The 20,430-nt window shown below is 42.6% G+C and carries 14 protein-coding genes; 5 read left to right on the top strand and 9 right to left on the bottom strand.

All coding sequences use genetic code 11. The features are described 5' to 3' along the window. Nucleotides 1-26 precede the first annotated feature (26 nt). Nucleotides 27-698, top strand: coding sequence for a DUF2461 domain-containing protein (locus DWX23_RS15620; protein WP_122375155.1), 672 nt, complete (start codon nucleotides 27-29; stop codon nucleotides 696-698). 104 nt (nucleotides 699-802) lie between these two features. On the opposite strand, the gene DWX23_RS15615 is transcribed toward DWX23_RS15620, so the two are convergent. The 8 genes from DWX23_RS15615 to DWX23_RS15580 form a co-directional block, all read right to left on the bottom strand. Then, on the bottom strand, nucleotides 803-2,398 hold the full coding sequence (locus DWX23_RS15615; RefSeq protein WP_122375154.1) for an alpha-L-fucosidase: 1,596 nt from the start codon (nucleotides 2,396-2,398) through the stop codon (nucleotides 803-805). Nucleotides 2,399-2,501: 103 nt separating this feature from the next. After that, the gene (locus DWX23_RS15610) at nucleotides 2,502-5,003 is read right to left on the bottom strand and encodes a PQQ-binding-like beta-propeller repeat protein (RefSeq protein ID WP_233587628.1); all 2,502 of its coding nucleotides are present in this window, start codon (nucleotides 5,001-5,003) and stop codon (nucleotides 2,502-2,504) included. A 45-nt stretch (nucleotides 5,004-5,048) separates the two neighbouring features. Beyond that, a complete protein-coding gene (locus tag DWX23_RS15605) occupies nucleotides 5,049-6,110 on the bottom strand; it encodes an alkaline phosphatase (RefSeq protein WP_122375153.1) in 1,062 nt (353 codons plus the stop codon). A gap of 107 nt (nucleotides 6,111-6,217) precedes the next feature. After that, complete coding sequence (locus tag DWX23_RS15600; protein WP_122375152.1) at nucleotides 6,218-7,996, bottom strand: RagB/SusD family nutrient uptake outer membrane protein; 1,779 nt, start codon at nucleotides 7,994-7,996, stop codon at nucleotides 6,218-6,220. Between the two features lie 27 nt (nucleotides 7,997-8,023). After that, nucleotides 8,024-11,452: a TonB-dependent receptor gene (locus DWX23_RS15595; protein ID WP_122375151.1), complete on the bottom strand. Its 3,429-nt coding sequence runs from the start codon at nucleotides 11,450-11,452 to the stop codon at nucleotides 8,024-8,026. Nucleotides 11,453-11,638: 186 nt separating this feature from the next. Further along, nucleotides 11,639-12,622, bottom strand: a complete 984-nt coding sequence (locus tag DWX23_RS15590) for a FecR family protein (protein ID WP_122375150.1) — start codon at nucleotides 12,620-12,622, stop codon at nucleotides 11,639-11,641. 89 nt (nucleotides 12,623-12,711) lie between these two features. Continuing rightward, nucleotides 12,712-13,293, bottom strand: coding sequence for an RNA polymerase sigma factor (locus DWX23_RS15585; RefSeq protein WP_122375149.1), 582 nt, complete (start codon nucleotides 13,291-13,293; stop codon nucleotides 12,712-12,714). A gap of 166 nt (nucleotides 13,294-13,459) precedes the next feature. Then, nucleotides 13,460-14,668, bottom strand: coding sequence for a hexokinase (locus DWX23_RS15580; protein WP_122375148.1), 1,209 nt, complete (start codon nucleotides 14,666-14,668; stop codon nucleotides 13,460-13,462). A gap of 367 nt (nucleotides 14,669-15,035) precedes the next feature. Here DWX23_RS15580 and DWX23_RS15575 point away from each other — a divergent pair, with 367 nt between their 5' ends. Further along, nucleotides 15,036-15,443, top strand: a complete 408-nt coding sequence (locus DWX23_RS15575) for a DUF3836 domain-containing protein (protein ID WP_122351954.1) — start codon at nucleotides 15,036-15,038, stop codon at nucleotides 15,441-15,443. Between the two features lie 109 nt (nucleotides 15,444-15,552). Here the strand turns inward: DWX23_RS15575 and DWX23_RS15570 are convergent, their stop codons facing one another. Next, entirely contained in the window at nucleotides 15,553-16,917 is a 1,365-nt protein-coding gene (locus DWX23_RS15570) for a TrpB-like pyridoxal phosphate-dependent enzyme (protein WP_075559306.1), read from the bottom strand. Nucleotides 16,918-17,073: 156 nt separating this feature from the next. On the opposite strand from DWX23_RS15570, the gene DWX23_RS15565 reads away from it, so the two are divergent. Genes DWX23_RS15565 through DWX23_RS15555 form a run of 3 tightly spaced genes read left to right on the top strand, consistent with a single transcriptional unit; the run spans nucleotide 17,074 to nucleotide 20,429 of the window. Continuing rightward, complete coding sequence (locus tag DWX23_RS15565) at nucleotides 17,074-18,300, top strand: hypothetical protein (RefSeq protein WP_122351953.1); 1,227 nt, start codon at nucleotides 17,074-17,076, stop codon at nucleotides 18,298-18,300. A gap of 15 nt (nucleotides 18,301-18,315) precedes the next feature. Continuing rightward, the gene (locus tag DWX23_RS15560; RefSeq protein WP_122375147.1) at nucleotides 18,316-19,545 is read left to right on the top strand and encodes a DcaP family trimeric outer membrane transporter; all 1,230 of its coding nucleotides are present in this window, start codon (nucleotides 18,316-18,318) and stop codon (nucleotides 19,543-19,545) included. After that, entirely contained in the window at nucleotides 19,542-20,429 is an 888-nt protein-coding gene (locus DWX23_RS15555; protein WP_199673301.1) for an SDR family oxidoreductase, read from the top strand. Before DWX23_RS15560 ends, DWX23_RS15555 begins: the two co-directional genes overlap by 4 nt. The last annotated feature ends 1 nt before the right edge of the window (nucleotide 20,430 follow it).

Genomic DNA, 20,430 nt, shown 5'->3' with positions numbered 1-20,430 from the left:
TTTGCTGATAAAATAAACAGCTATTTATGAATGCAGAAATTATACAATTCCTGAAGGAATTAAGTGTGAACAACAACCGTGAGTGGTTTCAGGCTAATAAAGACCGCTACGATGTGTTGCATAAAGCCTTTCTCGACGAGGTCCAGCAGGTGATTAACCGAATCGCTTTGTTCGACCCGCAGGTAGCAGGACTGGAAGCAAAGGATTGCCAGTTCCGTATTTACCGGGATTTGCGCTTCTCGCCGGACAAAACTCCTTATAAAGTCCATTTTGCAGCTTATATAGCGCAAGGCGGACGTGCCAGTGAGCGGGGAGGATATTATATTCATCTCGAACCGGGTAACTGCATGTTGTCGGGTGGTGTCTGGTGCCCTCCTCCCAAACTGTTGAAAATGCTTCGCCAGGATATATATGATCATATCGACGAATTTGTAAGTATTATCGAAAAGCCATCATTTAAGGAAGCATATCCGGTGATGGAAGGTGAAGTATTGAAGCGTATGCCGGCAGGTTATCCTGCTGATTTTAAATATGATGAAATTCTGCGGCATAAGGATTTTTGCTTTGCCGCTAATAAGCCGGATGAATTCTTTATGCAGGATGACTGGATGGAGCAGACGATCGAGATTTTCCAGGAACTTCTCCCTTTCAACAATTTCCTGAATTATACGGTGGATGAGTTTTTAGGAAGAGCATAATATCATTATCCTATATCGGAGGGTATCAAAAGATGTAGTCTGGAGCGGGATGCGGAGACTTTATCTTTTGATACCTTTTGATTATCTGGTAGGTTAGTGTCTGTTTATTGTATAGCCCCCTGCACCTCGAAAACAACAGCATAAGGGGTAGGGCGTTTATCGGGTATATCGAACGTTAACCTCTCATTATCCTGTCTGAAGTGGATCTTTTCATGGCTGCCTAGCATTTTGACTGAACGTATCTTGCCGGGATGTTCCTGCGATGTAAGTCCCAACGAAGGCAGATCGATACTACCCGTGGCCGGGTTGAGCACGAAAATATACAAGTTCTTCCCGTGTGTAGTGAAGCGTACTTCATCATGTCCGTAAGGAGCGCTATTTGCTGTGCGTGCATTGAAATTTTCCTTTTGAGCCTCTTTCATAACGTTGTCCTTATCGGCATTCACTATATTCCTTTCTATTTCCCGTTTGCACGAATTGAGATTATCACCGTAAATTACCCATGGTTTGCTGGCATAGATCGCCTTGTTGTTGATATTGATCCATTTGCCTACATCGTCCAGTATCTCTTTATGGTCGGGAGCAATCGTTCCGTCACCTTTCAATTCGACATTCAGGAGCATGTTGCCGTTTTTGCTGATAATGTCGCTTGTCAGTTCTATAATGGAACGGGCATTATGCATCAGCGGATTATCTTCTTTGTAAAACCAGTGGGTGAAGGTAAATATTCCATCCCAGGGATAAGGCAGAATTTCTTCCGCCACACCTGCTTCTATATCCTTGACCAACATTGGTTCTTTATCGACTTTTGCAATTCCGACGGCATCGATTTTACCATTACGTTTCAGGCTGTTATTGAATAGCGTACGGAATACTTCTTTTCCGTAATTGCCATATGGAAATCCGTAACCGTCTACCCATAACAGGTCGACATTATATTTTGTGACAAGTTCCTGCTGGCGGAGCATATAGTTCTTTTTTACTTCTACTTCGTATTCCGGAGTTCTTTTTTCCGGAGGAAGGCCATACAGTTGGGCTGGGTCGTAACCATCCCACCATTTTCCTTTTCCATCATCTTTAGTCATCCGGCCTTCGTAGGGAATGCCTTTATAAACACCCGATGTGTCAGCCCCGAATGCCGGTAACCACCAGCCCAGGAAACGGTCGTCGTGTGAACTGACTCCGAACGGTAGTTTATATTTGCGGGTCGACTTTTCGAAGAGACCTACAATGTCTTTGTGAGGCCCCATGTTTACTGAGTTCCAGGGATGGTAGGTAGACGCAAAGTTATCGAAATGATCGTGATGGTTGGCATGAACAACAATATATCTGGCACCGATCGATTTGAAATATCTGACAAGTTCATCGGTGTCCAGCCGTTCAGCTTTCCATTGATGGATAACTTCCGTGTATCCTTTCTGGGATTGTGGTCCGAAAGTTTTACGGTGATATTCATATGCGTTTTTACCGAATTGCTGTGAACCCACATCTTGCATGAACATATGCCGTGCATACCATCCTCCACCCAGTAAAGGAACGGATTGCGGTCCGATTGTTGCCCAAATACCGAACCGGGCATCAGTGTACCATTGGGGGAATTGATATTGCTTTTGTAATTCTTCCCAGGATAAATCGTTGTTTTGTGCAGAGGCCTGCAATAAGCAAAAGATACAGGCCAGTAGATAGATCGTTCGTTTCATACTTACATATAGATTGTTCTTTATTATAGTAAGAACATAATTGTTGATGTTTTTATTCTCATTTCTTCTAGTGACATTTTATTTTCATGGAGATGTAAAGGGCTTATTTTGAAATAAATCCATATACATTACCTGCAAAGTCTGATACAAACAAAGCATTTCCACTCACTGCCACCGTCGCCAATACGGGAGCACCCATTGCATGCTTCCACAACAACTGACCGTCTTTACGGTTCAGGGCATATAATGCACCATCAGATGCTCCCACGTAAACAATATCTCCGCTCAAAACCGGACTTGCTTCTACCGGTGAGGCCGGATCTCCTAAGGTAGGGACAGTATAGATCATGGCCCGTCCTGTCCGGAAACGCCATTTCACTTCCAGAGTATTGCGGTCAACTGCCACTACTCCGTTTTCTGCCGTACCGAAAATGATTTCATCATTCGTTACCAACGGAGTGGAAAGGTTCTTCAACTCGAAATCGTATGTTTTTTGTATTAACCGCTTGCCAGTCTTTGCATCGACAATAAATAACGAACGGTTCGAGATGGAATATATCAGCCCTCCATGCATGGCAGCCGAACTACCGAATCCATAACCTCCTCTGCTCCACAGCTTCTGTCCCGAACGGGCATCGTTGGCATAGGCCGCTTCCCAGAAAGCCTGGCCGACCAGTATACCGTTATTCACAGAAAATGTGGAGGAAGTACCATGTCCGGTATCCCAGTCTTTGTTCTGCCAAATCAACTCACCTGTTTTTGCCTGGAATGCACATAACGAACGACCCGTTCCGGCATAGACTACGCCATCGGACGTTACCAGTCCATTATCCAGCGGTACTTGCTTGTCCATCTCCAGATCTTTTTCCCATACCAGTTTTCCGGTTGCTGCATCCACAGCATACAGCCATCCGTTTATATCTTGTGCGAAAATGCAACCATCTTCTGCAGCAATGCTGCTGCGAACTGAATGTCTCAAAGGATACTGCCAGCGGATCTGTCCCGTTTGTGCATCCATACAAGTTACGGAAGCCTTACCAAGACCGTTGTCATCAAGTGAAGCTGCATATATGGCTCCTTTATAGATGAGTGGTGATGAGAAATAGATGTTGGCACCTATATTTTGCACCCAGGCTAATTGTAAAGGCAATTGTAAAGTATCTTTTAATTCTGGGACATGTGCGGCGTTTTGGAGCAGGTTTGTCCAATCCTCATTCACTTTTACCTGTGTATTTGTAGCATTTCGATAACAGAAGGAAGCGCTTTCTTGGGACACCTCCCCATTGGCAAAGGTTGCAGTCACTTTCACGGTCACAATTTGATTATCCAGTGAAGATGGAAGTGCTATATTATCACTCCAGTTAAAGTCGGAGTTTTGTTTTAACGGACGGTCTGATAAGTATTTTTTCCCCCGGCTAAAACAGCTATAAGAAACTTTCCGTACCGGAGATACTGATGAATAAGTATTGACGGACAAAGGAACCGTTCCGTCAGAGAGAGTTGCGGCCATTCCATTGTCAATAGAAGAAATGGTAACGGACTTGTCAATATACGGATAACGAATTTCAGAAGAGAGTTGTCCTTGCGGTCCTGTAGTCAACACACGGAATGAAGATGGAGAATGGTCGTAAGAACCACGTACATGTCCCGGTGAACAAATCATCAGTACGTCTGAACCGTCATAATGGTACATCCGGTCATGATGCCAATGTCCATAGATCCATGCTTTCAAATTATATTCAGTTAAATCAATAAATCCGGTTTCATTACTACCGAACCTGAAATGTCCGTCTCCGCTCATCACACTATGATTAAATGAAATTATCGGTTTGCCGGCCGGTACATACTTCAAATCGTTCTTCAACCACTGGCCGATACGTTCCTGCGTAAAATCAGGCTTACCGTCTCCCCCCGGCATTGGAGTGACAATGTAATGAATATTACCTACTTCAAACGAATAATATGCCGGTCCGAAATGATTCTCAAAAGATTCCTCGCCATACTTTCCACTGCCCAGGTCGTGATTTCCTATGCAATAAAAGACTTGTGACGCAGGCATATTTTCATTGTTCAAAAAGTACTTGTAAGAGGCAAATCCTTCACGTGCGACATCACCGGTATGAATAAGAAAGGCGATATCCTCATTTTCTACATAATCGCGCAAATCCTTAGAACTGGCAGCATATCCGTCGAGGGCTGTAAGGTAAGAATCATACATATGGGTATCAGAAATATGGATAAAGCGGTGGGTTCCATCGGATTTTATACTTTTCGGATTGGCAGGCTGAAGCTCAAAATCGTAGCTGTTCATATCATCTGCGATACGTTGATAATAAGTATCCGTGCGATATCCAGCCGGCAATGTAATATAAATAAAACGGGCATTGGCATGGCCGGACAACTCGAATTTCCCGTCTTTATCGGTTTGTACGACATTCAGTCCATCGGAGACAGATACGCCAGGAAGCACTTTCTCTCCCCGGTCATAGCGATGGTTTCCATTATTATCGACAAAAACATGTCCGGTATATTGCGCAGCTACACTGTATATATTGCAAGTCATAACAATAGCAAAAACACAGATGTTTCTTAATTTTTCTTTCATGAGAATTTTATGTTTTATAACTGATGTCTGTCTGTTAAGAGAAACTTAAAGTTTCAGAAGTTTTTTCATAATGTGAAATGAAGCAGTATTGTCTTTAAAACCCGAGAATAATTCAGCTCCCGGTCCGTAAGAGAAAAATGGAACCGGAGAGGCGGAATGTCCTCCGGTATTATATTTTACGGTGATTTCTTTTTTCTCATAATCACCGTTTGCAATTGTGACTCCTCCTGTTTCATGGTCTGCTGTGATTAATACCAGGGTATCTCCTTCTCGTTCTGCAAAGTCGAGAGCTATACCTACTGCATGATCGAAATCAAGCATTTCATTTACCATCCATTCTTTATCATTGTTATGCCCTGCCCAGTCTATCTGTGAACCTTCCACCATGAGGATAAATCCTTTTTTATTCTTACTCAGCAAATCGAGAGCCATTTGAGTCGCATCCGGAAGAAAATTGGTAGGACGTTCTTTTACCGGTTTTAAGCCGTCCTCAGCCATCAGTACTCCTAAATTACCATTTTCAACCGGTTGTACATCCTCCAGTGTATAGGCCATTTTATAACCTTTATCGGTGAGTTCCTTCGAAATGTTACGTCCGTCTTTTCTTTTCTCGAAGAATTTTAGCCCTCCTCCTATGAACAGGGAGATGTCACTATTCAGGAAGTCTTCTGCGATCTCCTCCTGCATCGACCGGACGGGCTGATGAGCCACGAATGAGGCGGGTGTCGCATCGGTTATGGAGCTGGTGGAAATTACTCCGGTCGACATACCTTTTAAGGTTGCCAGTCTGATAATGGAGTTCATAGGGATACTGTCAGCCGACATACCTACCATTCCATTATTTGTTTTTTCGCCGCAAGCGATAGCTGTTCCTCCTGCTGCGGAATCTGTAGTATATTTATTGGCTGAGTTTGTTTGCCTCAATCCGCTGAATGGACAGCGGTTAGTCATGTTCAGATATCCTCCGTTTTGAGTATAAGCGGCCTGTACCTGATTGATACCCATTCCATCTCCGATCAGGATGATAATATTTTTAGGTGAACGTGCAATTACCGCTGATGAAAAGAGCAGGAATAGAATAAGAAATAAAGAAATTTTGTTTTTCATGTTTATCTGATTTTTATTACGCTTCAATGTACATTACAAAAAGAAGGAGGAAATACCCAAAGTGTATTTATGTATGCCTTTGGGCATTCCTCCTTCAAGAGTGGATTTTAGTCCCAGCCCGGGTTTTGCTCCAGATTAGGATTGAGCGATAACTGTTCGGTCGGTAACGGTTTCAAATATAGTTTATCGTCCCAACGATATCCTACGCCGTCTGTCATGGTTTGATACAATTTTACATAGCGTTTGCCATTATAAACGGCTGTGGCTACATTCCCTCCGTCTATATCGAACATATGAGGGGAAGCAGAAGAACCATATACTGCATCATATTGCTTTCTGACTTCCTCCGATACTGTTATTCCATAGATGGAAAGAGGCGTTTCACACAATTTTCCGGCACGCCAGCGACATATATCACTCCATCTGAATCCTTCAGCATATAGTTCAACAAGTCTTTCTCTGCGAATTTCATATAATAGATCTGACAGGCTGTAACCATAATCCATCTTATACTGAGCAGGCGTTGGAGTTATATTGTTCATATCGAGCGGAGCTACTCCGGCTCTGTTTCTGAGTTTGTTTATAGTGATATCTATGTCTTCCTGTGTAATTTTACCTAATTCGGCTTGCGCTTCGGCATAGATTAACAAAACTTCCGCATATCGATACAGGAACCATTGTACATGGGCATTGTAAGCCAGTGTGTATTGTTCCGGATCTGGACTATGAAATTTCATTATGTTGAATCCTGTCGGTAAATTAGATGCTATAACAGGCGGGTTATTAGGAAGTGTAACGGTTCCGTCTGCATATTTATAAGGCAGGTATTCGCATTGTATCGTTTGATATAACCGACGGTCCCTATTCGCTATTTCTTGTGTCAGCGTGTTGTCACCCTGATAACTGTCGGAAACTCCGATCGGTTTTCCGTCTGTACATAAATACTGGTTTATCATCATTTTACTCATGCCGGATTTCTGACTTTCTTCCATATCACGTGACAAGGAGTTGACAACCAGTCCGGGAGCGTAAACACGTGCCAGTACACATTCTTTACTTGCTGATATATCTTCTGTTTGTGAAAACAGAGCTGCATAATCCAACGGATGAGCTTCGTCTACTTGCGGTGCATAAAATTTCATGGAGACAATGTCATAGCCACCATTTTCTATGATATATTTTGCAGCATCCGAGGCTTTTTGCAGAAGAGTAGTAGCCCGGCTATTCAAAGCCTTCTGATCACTTGTGTACTTTTCTAATGTACCTTCATGCAGGCATACTCTGGCCAGCTCCTGGTATGCAACATACTTATGTAGGCGTCCTGTTGCAACTTTGGAAGGTTCAGGAATGGTTTGACAAGCAAACTCAAGGTCGGCGATGATACTGTCTACAACCAGTGCACGTGGGTCGCGCTTTTTATAGATTAAAGATGTATCGCTCAATTGCATCTCTTTGTTGTACCATGGAACATCTCCAAAGCGTTTAACTTTACTGAAATAATCCAGTGCTCTGAAGAAACGTATCTCACCTACATATTGGTTGATAGTCGCCTCGTCTCCGGTTACTTTTTGATAGTTTGCCAGAAAATGGTTGAGACCTCGTATATTTTCCCATTTCCACCCATCATCTTTCTGAGGAACTACTGAATTGCCTGCCAGATAATCACTGATGGAGACTGTCGCTCTTATGTCTGTATCTTCATCCAGATGAGAACCTACTCCTCCTAAGGTTTCATAGAAACCATTGGCATATAGTTCCAGGTTTTTTGTTGAACTCCAAAAGTTTTCATCAGTAAAACTATCTGAGGGGTATTTATCTGTCACATCACAGGAGGGGAGGCTTGTTAACAGCACTGCGAAACCTGTTATTATATGTTTTGTATTCATATTCTTATTTTAATTAGGATACTGTGGTTAGAATTTAATATCGAGCCCTACGGAAAATGTCCGTTGTACCGGATATTTGTTATAGTCTAGTGTCTCCGGATCATATATCGGAGGGAGAGAGGTGATACAGAACAAATTCTGACCGCTGAAATATATTCTGGCTCTACTGATATAGGCTTTTTGTGTAAGCGCTTTGGGGATAGTATATCCCAGGGTCAGGTTTTTCAACCGTAAATATCCCGCGTTTACTTTATATCCGGTTTGAGTTTGCTGATTATAGCTGTTTCCCATACTTGGACGTGGTAAATAGGCACCGGGGTTTTCTGCAGTCCAGCTGTTTTCAACCGCCCAGTCTGTCGGTATTTGATAATTTTTGACCGACCCCCAGAAACCGTTACCGCCCGGGAAGAAGTCTTTGCGCCCTATTCCCTGGAAGAATAAATCCAGGTCGAAACCTTTATAGTCACCACCTAAAGTGATGCCATAATTAAAACGCGGTTCAGTGTTTCCGATAACAGACAAGTCTCCGTGATCTGATAGGGTTTTCTTGCCGTATGTAATTTGATTATCTCCATCCAGGTCTTTGAATTTTACATCGCCCGGCATCCATTGCCCACCATATATCTTAGACTGATCTATCCAGCCTGCCACATCTTCGGGTGATTCGAATAAACCAACAGTGGTATATCCCCATTTATCCCCGATCTTTTTTCCTTTGTACCAGGAATCTATATTGCCGGTCGGATTATAATATTTTGTGATTTCTGCCTGATAATCGGAGAGTACGAATCCAACCCGATAACTAAATCCGGAAGAGGTGCGGTCCTGCCAGTTTAAAGACAACTCCCAGCCCAGTGTTTTCATATCAGCGCTATTTACTTTGGGAGCGGATGTCCCTAAAGTAGCAGGGTAAGGTTGAGAGGGGGCTAACATGTCCAGTGTCATTCGGTTGTACCAGTCGAATGAACCGTTTAATCTGCTGTTCAAGAGAGAAAAATCGAACCCTATATCAAATTGATTGATAGTCTCCCATGTGTAGCTGTTACTAACTAGCCCTGGTACGGAAACTTTTGAAATTTTGGCTCCATTCATTAAATAGCCAAAGTTTGTATTAACCCCCATTCCCGGATAATACGAGAAGTTTCCGACACCGGATTGATTACCCAGTGAGCCGTACGATAGACGGATTTTCAGGTCGTCGAGAATGCTATGCGTTGATTCCATAAATTTCTCGCCGGATATTCTCCAGGCTGCAGAGACAGAAGGGAAGAAGGCATAACGGTGTCCGGAGGGAAACTTGGATGTCCCGTCGTATCGACCATTGAATGACAAATAATATTTATTATCGTAATTATAGTTGATTCGCGTGAATGCACCCTCTATTCCCCAACCTGTAGAGGCGTCATTTCGCGTGTAGGTCTCTCCGGAAGCCAAGCCGATATAAGGAACATCATTACTGATCAGTTTTTGTCTTTCTACTCCGAAGCCGCGGTTGGACTTTGTTTCGTTATTGTATCCGACCATAATGCTGAAATTATTTTTGGCTATGCTTTTGTCATATTGGGCATAGATATTGAATGCACCATAGTAATCGTTTTTCTGCGTGTTTTTTACACTGTTAGGAGTTGTCCATGGATACAATGCTTCCGTTCCCGGCAACCTTCGGTATTCATAGAATTCACGAACGAAGATGTCTTCGTCTTTGCTATAGTAATTGAAGGTATAATCTGCATTGATCGTCAATCCTTCGAAAGGTGTGATCTTAACGGCGCCGGTTAACCAGGCATCATTGATCTTTGTACGTCCGTGACCTCCTTGTTCTTGTATTGCTGCCGGATTTGTATCAGCCCCTTGTCCAGAGAAGTTTCCATCCGGATGTTTGATCGGCATGAATGGAGAGAGGTAATTCATGAATAGGTTACTCCATCCGCCCCAGATGCCGGGAGTCGGTAGATCCTGATCAGAATAGTTATACATTACTTTACCTGTAAGTTCCAGCCATTTAGTGATTTGTGAGCTGACTTTTACATTCGTATTCCACCGTTGATATGTGTCATTATAATATTTCATTAACCCACCGTTATTGTTGTAACTTTGCGATACATAATATTTTGTATTGTTCGTACCTCCCTGCATGGAAATATTGTAACGCTGATCGAAAGCCAGTGAATGAATGGTCTCTCCATACCAGTCGGTATTTCCACAGTAGGACCAGGCGGTAGGATCATTTAAGTGCTTGGGATCATTAGCTGCCGGGTCATAAAAGACTGCCGGGTTATTTTGAGGATCATTGTAGTAAGCTTTCACATAAGACATGTAAGTGTCGTTGTAAACCGGCTGTTGTCCTGCGTTCGCTGCTACCTGATTGATGTAGTTCGCCCAGTTCAGTGAGTTGGGTGTTCTTGCTACGGAAGTTGGCTGATGCACTCCCCAGTTTGCAGAGACGGAAATTGTTGCTTTATCGTTTTGATTTCCGTTTTTAGTGGTGATAAGGATTACGCCATATCCTCCGCGTGCTCCGTAAATAGCAGCCGAAGCAGCATCTTTCAATACGGATACGCTTTCCACATCCTGGGGACTGATCAGGTTGGGATCCATTTGTACACCATCGATGAGAATAAGAGGTCCTCTTCCATCTTCAATGGAAGTGCTTCCGCGAACATTGTAGCTGGATCCTTCTCCTGGCAGACCGGAGCCGGTCTTTACATTCAGGTTAGGGATAATACCTTGTAAACCTTGGCCCAGATTGGAGATAGGACGGCTGTTCAAAACATCTCCGCTTACCTGTGAGATCGCTCCGGTCAGGTTGGCTTTTTTCTGGGTACCATATCCGACTACTACTATTTCATTCAGATTCTGCGTATCTTCTGTCATCTTGATTTGATAAACAGATTGATTGTTAATGGTGATCTCTTTGCTGGTGTATCCGATATAAGATACCAGTAAAGTCATTCCCGGAGCAGCTTCTATACTAAAATTACCATCGATATCGGTAATTGTTCCGGTAGTCGTCCCTTTGATGGAAATATTGGCTCCGATGATCGGATCACCGTTTTGATCTTTGATTTGTCCAGTTCTGATTTTACTCTCTCCTGTCTTTTTCTGTGCAGGGGTGATCATAACTCTGTTTGAAGATATCGAGTATTGCAAATTTTTGGCGGGGAGAATCTTTTCCAATACTGTATCGATACTTCCGTCAGTTATTTTAATATTGACATTCGCGCGATTGTCAATATCGGCTTCACGATAAGAGAAGCGGTAAGGGGTTTGTTTCTCTATTTGTGAGAATACTGTTTTTAATGTTGCATTTTGTACTGATAAGGAGATTTGCTTGTTTTGCGCAAATGTCGGAACAGAAATAGCGAAAATAAATAATAACGCTATTATAAGTCGGTAATAATTAAAAGTATTACCTTTGTTCTTGAGGTTGTTTTCAAAATTTGATTTGTGAATCATAGATTTAATAAAATTTGTTGATACTTTACTTTTGGGTATTTGTGACTAAGTCACAAGTATTGACAATTAATAGGTCGGGGAAGGTGAGAGTTCTCCGGCCTTTGTTTTGTCACTACATTTCTGATAAATTTTAGTGTTTTTCAGGTTTTCTTCATAAGCATTCTTTTTTGTTAGACATATTCTTTCTTATTTAATAGAGATAGTATCTCCTTTTATTTTATAGGTGAATTGGAAATGTGCATGTAATACTTTCATGACTTCTGTCAGATCCTCTTTCTCGAATACACCGGTATAAAATTCGGAGAAGAGTTGTTCGTTTTCAATGTTGATAATTACTCCATATTTTCGTTCTATTTTGGCCAATACTACTGTTAATGGCTCGGTACGGAATGCCAGTTCAGTGGCACGCCAGGCTGTTTCGAATGTTGTATTGGTTTGTTCCACATTCAGTCTGCCTGTATTTTTATTGTAAATCGCTTTGTTGTTTGGTTCAAGAATAGTGGTCTGCCTGGGGGAAGTATTGGTATATAGGAATACTTTGCCTTCCACCAGTGTGACTTCAACTATGTCTTTTGATTCGTAAGCGAAGAAATTGAAAGATGTACCCAGTACCTCGACATCCATATATTGAGTGTTGACAATGAATTTTTTATCAGGATTTTTGGTTACCTGGAAGAAGCCTTCGCCATTGAATTTTACTTCTCTGTTTTGTATTCCGAAGTCTTGCCGGTAACTTAAAGTAGATTCGGAATTAAGTTGTACGGTCGTTCCATCCGGCAAAGTGATATTTGCCCGTTGGCCTTTATCGACCTGAGTTATAATTTCTCGTTCTCCTAATGTCTGCATTTGTTTATCATCTATCATTAAGAATACAGATAATCCGGTTGTAACTATAAGTAATATGGATACGGCGATTTTTGTCCATATATTAATGATATATTTTTTACGTGTTGCATGTATGCTCTTATGGATTTTATTCGAGATATCTCGAATCTCTGGAAAATTCATTTCCGGAGATAGCTGGTATTTATCCCATTGTTTTCTAAAAGCTTCTTTAAGTTCATTATTCTTGCAAAGATTAGATAACTCTTGTAAGTCTTCAGCTTCTTCTCTGGATATTGTCCCTTTCAGATACTTGTTTAGTAATATATCTATTTTGTTCTTGTTCATTGTACAATATTTATAAGTAATACGTGTGAGTATAGGTTTTGTAATATAACCTGTTTTATGTTTTATAACATAGACGTGTGAGCTGTCTGTTAATTGGAAAAGAAAAGTAGAAAGAGGATCAGAGAATCATTCAATGCTTTTTTTAATGTTTTCAAAGAAACCGACAACTGATTTCTTACCACCTGTTCGCTGATTCCTAATTGCTCGGCTACCTGGGTAGATGTCATCCCATGTTCTTTTATTAGTTCGAAGATTTCTTTTTGGCGTGGTGGCAGTTGTTGCTTGGCCTTTTCCAGGCGGGAGATAAATTCGTCGAGGTCTATCTTATGCTGTGTGGAGTCGTCAATAAGGTTCGAATTATTGGTAAATTCGATATAGTCAATTAACTCCGGTCTGTTTATTTGTTTCCTGTATTCACTGATCACTAAATTATGGGCTATCGTAAAAATGAATGATTTAAATGATAACTCCGGGTTGATCATTGTACGGTTTTCCCAAATACGGATAAATGTTTCTTGTGTGATGTCTGCGGTTTGGGCATGAGATTTGAGTGCCTCAAAAATGAATCCATATAGGTGAGGCAGATAGCTATTATAAAGCCGTGTGAAGGCTTTATAGGAATTATGCTTTAACTCTTCTACTAATTTTCTTTCTTCTGTGCTGCTAATCATCCCTTTCCCCTTGTAGTTTTCTCAGGTATTCTTTTAAATATTTATGACTGGTACGCAACAAAAGTAGCATTTCTAATGAGAATAGCGAATAAATTTGAATTAATAGTTTTTTAGGAGCAATAAACCGGGCTTGCCAAAAACTAAATGGGCAAACCCGGGCCTTCTTTTAAGATAATGCTGCAATAGCGGTACCTATTAGATTGGCATTGTTCATTTTATTAACGTGAACTTTTATATCACCTATACCAAGTTCGTTCAGTAGAATATCCAATTCTTCCATTACGAGCACATTATAATTCTTATCATTTCTGTTGAGGCTCCAGAACATACTGCCTTCAGCCACTAGGCAAACCTTTTTGATATCCTTGTTATATGAAACCAGTAAAGAGATCAGACCGGCCAGAGAGGAAGCTACCAGTTGCGCAGAACGGTTATAGATCCAATGGGCGACCTGTACATATTTATCTTTGTGGATATCCGGGTAATTCATGATGGTAGTTAGTTTCTGGGCATCGAACTTTTCTTCGAACTCATCGAGCGGGAAAGTCGATTTCAGTATTTCTCCCAGATACATGCCGGAAACAGCCTTTTCGAATCGTTGCATACCACGGCTGTCGGAGCAGGCATCGACCATTTCGTCGACCGTCGTCAGGAAAGGCGGATGGAAATTACCTGATTCCAGATTGACAGGGATCAATCCGTCTGCCTGTATGGAAGCAGGAAGTTTGGTGATCTTATCTGCAGGAATGAAAGTTGCCATGTTGGTTCCGGTTCCGACTATCAGTCCGATATAAGCATCATAGTTACTATCCGTAAGCCCGGCAAACAAACTGGCAACCGTATCGTTCAATACTTTTATGCTTGTGAATTTAGGTTCGTTCCGTTCATTGAGGTATTCGAGCAATGGTTTCCCTACCGGCTGTCCCAGCATTTCTTTGATGTGAACCCCCTTCGTCCAATGCAATAATTGAGCATCGCCGTCCGGAAGTGATTCAGCTGCATATGAAAAACAGTAACCTATTGGCATTTCTACGTCCCGTTTGATCTCTCCGATCGGATCAGCTAACTCTTTAAATAATTCCTCTCGGGTGAAACCTGGAGTTTTCATGACCGATAAATCCTTTTTCCATCCGTTCTCAGGATGAATCGTCGCTTTGTCGTTTGCGAAGTTAACGGTAGCGACACGGTAGTTGGTTCCTCCCAGGTCAAGAACCAATGCCTTACCGTTTATATTATTACTTTTTGGGGTAATGAATGTCGGGAGGCATTGTATTTCAGCATTGTCTTTTGCTAACCCCTCTTCTACTTTCTGTCGTAATGAAAGAGCGATCTCTTTCAATTGCTCTTTTTCCAGTTTAAAAATATTCCTCTCCATGATATATTGATTTAATAAGGTACTAATATCCTTCCTTTATTTGTAAATAACAAATGGAAGTAGATATTTAGTTCTAAAGAATGTGTAGGATGTTCAAAAAAACTCTTAATGTCAATTTGTAAGTTGTTGGTGATATTCTATTCGGTTATTAAGAAATATCAAATATAAAATAGCTTTATTCTGATGTTTTGAGTGCCCTTTCTTATAAATTGTAAGTTTGCTTTGTGATTTGTGTAAGTTTGATGTAGTTTAAAATAGTTAAATAACTTATTTTGACTATCAAAATGTCAGAAAATATTTGGTTTGTACCAGAAAACTATGTTCATTTGCACGCAATTTGAAAGTAATCTTATAAGTAATATATTTTATGAAAGCTTCAATTTTAAGAAAAGAAATTTTGTCACTTGTTGTTTTGTTCGTTTGTAGTCTGGCAATGAGTGCTGCGTCTCCCAGAAACTATCTTTATGATACGAAAGAGGAGAACGGAAAGATTGTTTCAAAAGTAGTATTCTTGCAGGAAGAAGGGCTTTTGAATAAACAGGTGAAATACGAATTCACCTATAATGATAACGGCAGAGTCGCTGAAAAGAAAGCGTATCGCTGGAATAAGACAAAAGAAACATGGGATCCTTATTATCTGATTTCTTATCAGTATAATGAAGATGGAAATATAACTTCCGAATACGGAATGTGGGACAAAAAGAAAAAAGATTATAGCCTGAACCAGCAAAAAATGATCGTTCCGGCTACAAGCTACGAAGAGATTTTCTCGTAAGAACCTATTTTAAAAACATTCATAGACACACACACGAAAGTGGCGCGAATAACAAAAGACGTGAGTCCCTGTTATTAGCGCCACTTTTATTTTGTAAAAGATTATCGTTTTATCCGATAATCTTTTCTAATTCTTCCAGATTCTTGGCAACATCTTCGTCTGTCACTTCATAATTGGTCAGGTCGCCTGCCAGATACTGGTCGTAAGCAGCCATATCGATCAAACCGTGACCGGAGAGATTGAACAGGATTGTGCGGGCTTTTCCTTCTTTCTTTGCTTCTTCTGCTTCACGGATAGCAACGGCTATTGCATGCGAAGATTCCGGAGCCGGGATAATGCCTTCGGCCTGTGCAAACATCGTTGCGGCTTTGAATGTATCCAATTGTTTTACGTCGGCAGCATTCATCAGCCCGTCTTTCATCAACTGGCTAACGATCGAACCGGCACCGTGATAACGCAACCCCCCTGCATGGATATTGGCAGGAGCGAAGTTGTGTCCTAATGTAAACATCGGAATCAGCGGAGTGTATCCGGCTTCGTCACCGAAGTCATACTGGAACTGTCCGCGTGTCAGTTTCGGGCAGGAAGCCGGTTCTGCAGCGATCACACGAATATCTTTACCTTCTGTCAGTTTATGACGCAGGAAGGGGAAGGTGATACCTGAGAAGTTCGAACCGCCACCGAAGCAACCGATTACCACATCCGGATATTCTCCGGCCATTTCCATCTGTTTTTCAGCTTCAAGACCGATCACGGTCTGGTGCAGCATCACGTGATTCAATACGCTACCCAATGTATATTTACAGTTAGGTACCTGCATAGCCAGTTCTACGGCTTCCGAGATGGCAGTACCCAGACTTCCCTGGTAGTTCGGATGGTCGGTCAGGATCTTACGTCCGGCTTTTGTACTCATACTCGGTGAAGCGATGACCTGTGCGCCGAAGGTCTGCATGATCGAACGGCGGTATGGTTTCTGGTGATAGCTGACCTTTACCATATAAACAGCCAGTTCCAGGCCGAAAGCCTTGGCTGCATAGGAAAGAGCGGCACCCCATTGTCCGGCACCTGTTTCAGTGGTGATATTGGTAACGCCCTCCTGCTTACAATAATAAGCCTGAGCGATAGCAGAGTTCAGTTTGTGTGAACCGATCGGGCTGACACTTTCGTTCTTAAAGTAAATATGTGCAGGAGTATCCAGCATCTTCTCCAGTCCGTAGGCACGAACCAGCGGAGTGGGACGCCATACCTTGTATAATTCGCGAACTTCTTCCGGTATTTCAATCCAGGCATCGGTCGTGTTCATTTCCTGATGCGAAGCCGCTTTGGAAAACAGGGGATAGAGATCCTCTTCTTTCATCGGTTGCTTGGTCTGCGGATTTAAAATAGGAAGTGGTTTGTTCTTCATATCAGCCACAATATTATACCAGGCTGTGGGTATGTCTTTCTCCTCCAATAAAAACTTTTTAGTACTCATAATTCTTTATGTAGTTTACATTATTAATCGATTTGGCCTTTAAGGCTTACAACTTGGAAGCAAAGTAACAAATAATATTTCATTCTTCAAATTGAATAAACAAAAATATATACCTTTGTGCCTTCAAATTAGACAAATAGATAACAAACAACAACAATGAAAAAGCTAGCTCTGCTACTGGTAAGTGCACTGACTTTGTTTTCCGCAACTGCCCAGAAGAAAAACTTCACTTACAAGTTTTATGGTTTTGTGCGTGGTGACTTGTTTTACAACACGCGTGCGAATATGGCTCCGGTAGACGGAAACTTCTACCTTTTCCCTTTGGATGAAAAACCTGATGCTGACGGGAAAGACCTGAATGCGACTCCAAATGGCAGTTTCTATACGTTTACATCCCGGTTGGGGATCAGTGTGACCGGTCCGAATGTCGGCTCGGCACGTACTTCCGCTTGTCTCGAGACGGATTTCGGTGGCTTTTCGTCGAGTACGACGATGTTACGTATCCGTCAGGCATGGGTTGCACTGGATTGGGATAAAAGCAATGTCTTGATCGGTCACACCTGGCATCCGCTGTTCGGCTCCGTTTTCCCGGATATGTTGAATCTCTCTACGGGAGCACCTTTTCAGCCGTTCAACCGCAGTCCGCAAATCCGCTATCAGTATAAAGCTGGTAAGGTGAAGCTCACAGCCTCTGCCATCTGGCAGCTGCAATATACGTCGAGCGGTCCGAAAGGGATGAGTGAGGATTATATAAAGAACAGTTGCGTGCCGGAATTTTATGTCGGAGCGGACTATACTTCCGATAACGGCTGGTTGGCAGGAGCAGGTGTCCACCTGATTTCCCTGAAACCACGTACGGTATCGGAGATAAATGACAAAGTTTATAAAGTAAATGAGCGGATGACGACATATTCCTATGAAGCTCACTTGAAATATACCGGACGTAATTATACCTTTGCAGCCAAAAGCCTGATGGCTTCCTGTCTGGACCAGACGGCTCTGATTGGTGGTTATGGTATCAGCTCTGTCGACCCGAAGACCGGTGAACAGGAATATACTCCTTTCCGCCATTCGACAACTTGGGCGAATTTTACCTATGGAACGAAATGGAAATCGGGACTTTTCGTGGGATATACCAAAAATCTCGGTACGGACGATGAGTTGACTGCGTCGAAAACTGTCTACGGTATGGGATTGGATATCGACCAGTTATTTACTGTAAATGTGAATTTATCATATAATTTACCTCACTGGCAGATCGGTCTGGAATATTCTCCGGCAACAGCCTGGTATGGTACGATCGACCAGAAGAATGGTAAAGTGGGAAACACCCACGCCGTAACCAACCACCGCATATTGGGATTGGTTATGTATTATTTCTAATTTGAACGCTTTTAAATGAGAACGAAGCTAGGTATGTTTTTATTGGCCGGATTATTGATGGCAACGTCCGGTTATGCACAGAAAAAGAATTTTTCGTACAAATTTTACGGACAGGTACGTGGCGACCTGTTTTACAACTCACGTGCCAATTCGGAAATAGTGGACGGCTTGTTCCATCTGTATCCGAAAGATGTCGATCCGGATGCTGACGGTAATGATTTGAATGCAACGGCCAATGGCAGTTTCTATCTGCTTTATTCCCGTTTGGGAATAGATGTTGCCGGTCCGAGTGTCGGTAAAGCGAAGACGACAGCCAAACTGGAGGTCGATTTTCGTGGTTCCGGGAGTAACTTTGCTATGATCCGTGTACGGCATGCCTATGTGAATCTCGATTGGGGTAAATCGGCTGTCTTGATCGGTCAGACCTGGCATCCGTTGTTCGGGGATATTTTCCCACAAATGCTAAATCTCTCTACGGGAGCACCATTCCAGCCTTTCAGCCGTAATCCGATGTTACGTTACCGGTATACGGATCAGGGCTGGAGCCTGACCGGAGCGGCGATCTGGCAGTTGCAGTATTTATCTACCGGTCCGAATGGAAAAAGCGAAGAATATATAAAGAACGGTTGCGTACCGGAATTTTATTTTGGAGCGGATTACAAAAAAGATAACTGGATGGCTGGCGTAGGAGCCGACATCCTGTCCATCGCACCGCGTGTCAAATCGACAGTGGGAGATAATGTATATAAGGTAAAGGAACGGGTTACTTCCGTCTCTTTTGAAGCCCATGCCCGCTATACGGATGAGAACTGGAAGATTTCGGCAAAGACGTTGCTAGGTTCCAATCTGGCTCACCTTTGTATGTTGGGTGGTTATGGCGTCAGCAGCATCGACAAGCGTACCGGCGAACAGGAATATACGCCTTACCGTCATTCGATGACCTGGCTGAATGTAGTGTACGGAAAGAAATGGCAACCGGGTCTGTTTGTCGGTTATCTGAAAAATTTGGGTGCGGGCAAGGACATTGTCGGACCGACTTATGGTGTCGGCCTGGAAGTCGACCAGGTATTTACCACTAATTTGCAGATGTCGTATGTCTTGCCTCATTGGAAGTTGGGAGTGGAGTATAGTCCGTCCCTGGCCTGGTATGGCGACAAGGATAAAATGCAGGCCGACGGACGTATCCATAGCACGCATTCAGTAACAAACCACCGTGTGTTAGGTGTATTAATATATTCATTCTGATGAAAACACTGATAATTGGAGCGAACGGTTTTACGGGAAGACGGATCTTACAGTCTCTGTCCCGCCAGGGAATCTATGAACTGACCGGCTGTTCCCTGCATGAGGATATTTTGCCTGGAAATAACTACCGGTTCGTTCAGGCAGATATGAATAATCATCCGGCAATTGACCGGTTGATCGCTGAAATCCGCCCGGATGTCGTGATAAACGGTTCCGCCTTATCTGTTCCCGATTATTGTGAGTCGCATCATGAGGAAGCGTACGCAGCTAATGTTTTGGCAGTAGAGAATATAGCCCGTTGCTGTGAAAAAGCGGGCAGCCGTTTTATCCATTTGTCGACCGATTTTGTATTTGACGGCAAGAAAGCGGAATTATATACTGAAACGGATACCCCGGCTCCTGTAAATTACTACGGTATATCTAAATATCAGGGAGAGCAGGCTGTTACGGCTAATTGCAGTAATTATGCAAATGTCCGCGTTGTTGTTGTTTACGGAAAAGCATTACCCGGGCAGCATGGCAATATCCTGCAACTGGTAAAGAATCGTCTGCGAGCCGGTCAGGAGATACGTGTCGTTTCCGATCAGTACCGTACACCTACCTGGGTACAGGATATTGTTGACGGAGTTGAGAAACTTATGCATATCTCTCAAAATGGAATCTGGCATATTTGTGGAGACGAATGTCTTTCGATAGCCGATATAGCCTATCGTGTAGCCGATTATTTCAAATTGGACCGTTCATTGATCGTGCCGGTCACTACGGAAGAGATGAACGAAGCGACCCCGCGTCCCCGTTTCAGCGGATTAAGTATCGAAAAGGCAAAACGTATATTGGGATACGCTCCTCATTCCCTGGAGGAAGGAATGGCAGAGATGAAATAGA

Source organism: Parabacteroides sp. AF18-52 (assembly GCF_003479145.1).
In the GTDB taxonomy this organism is placed as follows: Bacteria; Bacteroidota; Bacteroidia; order Bacteroidales; family Tannerellaceae; genus Parabacteroides; species Parabacteroides faecis.
Note: the sequence above shows the minus strand (reverse complement) of the source record. Positions and strands in the feature narration are given on the sequence as shown.

Excerpts from the sequence above, each read along its gene's own strand:
- DWX23_RS15570 (WP_075559306.1), bottom strand. The coding sequence starts at position 16,917 with ATGAGTACTAAAAAGTTTTTATTGGAGGAGAAAGACATACCCACAGCC.
- DWX23_RS15600 (WP_122375152.1), bottom strand. The coding sequence starts at position 7,996 with ATGAATACAAAACATATAATAACAGGTTTCGCAGTGCTGTTAACAAGC.
- DWX23_RS15580 (WP_122375148.1), bottom strand. The coding sequence starts at position 14,668 with ATGGAGAGGAATATTTTTAAACTGGAAAAAGAGCAATTGAAAGAGATC.
- DWX23_RS15575 (WP_122351954.1), top strand. The coding sequence starts at position 15,036 with ATGAAAGCTTCAATTTTAAGAAAAGAAATTTTGTCACTTGTTGTTTTG.
- DWX23_RS15620 (WP_122375155.1), top strand. The coding sequence starts at position 27 with ATGAATGCAGAAATTATACAATTCCTGAAGGAATTAAGTGTGAACAAC.
- DWX23_RS15615 (WP_122375154.1), bottom strand. The coding sequence starts at position 2,398 with ATGAAACGAACGATCTATCTACTGGCCTGTATCTTTTGCTTATTGCAG.
- DWX23_RS15565 (WP_122351953.1), top strand. The coding sequence starts at position 17,074 with ATGAAAAAGCTAGCTCTGCTACTGGTAAGTGCACTGACTTTGTTTTCC.
- DWX23_RS15590 (WP_122375150.1), bottom strand. The coding sequence starts at position 12,622 with ATGAACAAGAACAAAATAGATATATTACTAAACAAGTATCTGAAAGGG.
- DWX23_RS15610 (WP_233587628.1), bottom strand. The coding sequence starts at position 5,003 with ATGAAAGAAAAATTAAGAAACATCTGTGTTTTTGCTATTGTTATGACT.
- DWX23_RS15605 (WP_122375153.1), bottom strand. The coding sequence starts at position 6,110 with ATGAAAAACAAAATTTCTTTATTTCTTATTCTATTCCTGCTCTTTTCA.
- DWX23_RS15585 (WP_122375149.1), bottom strand. The coding sequence starts at position 13,293 with ATGATTAGCAGCACAGAAGAAAGAAAATTAGTAGAAGAGTTAAAGCAT.
- DWX23_RS15560 (WP_122375147.1), top strand. The coding sequence starts at position 18,316 with ATGAGAACGAAGCTAGGTATGTTTTTATTGGCCGGATTATTGATGGCA.
- DWX23_RS15595 (WP_122375151.1), bottom strand. The coding sequence starts at position 11,452 with ATGATTCACAAATCAAATTTTGAAAACAACCTCAAGAACAAAGGTAAT.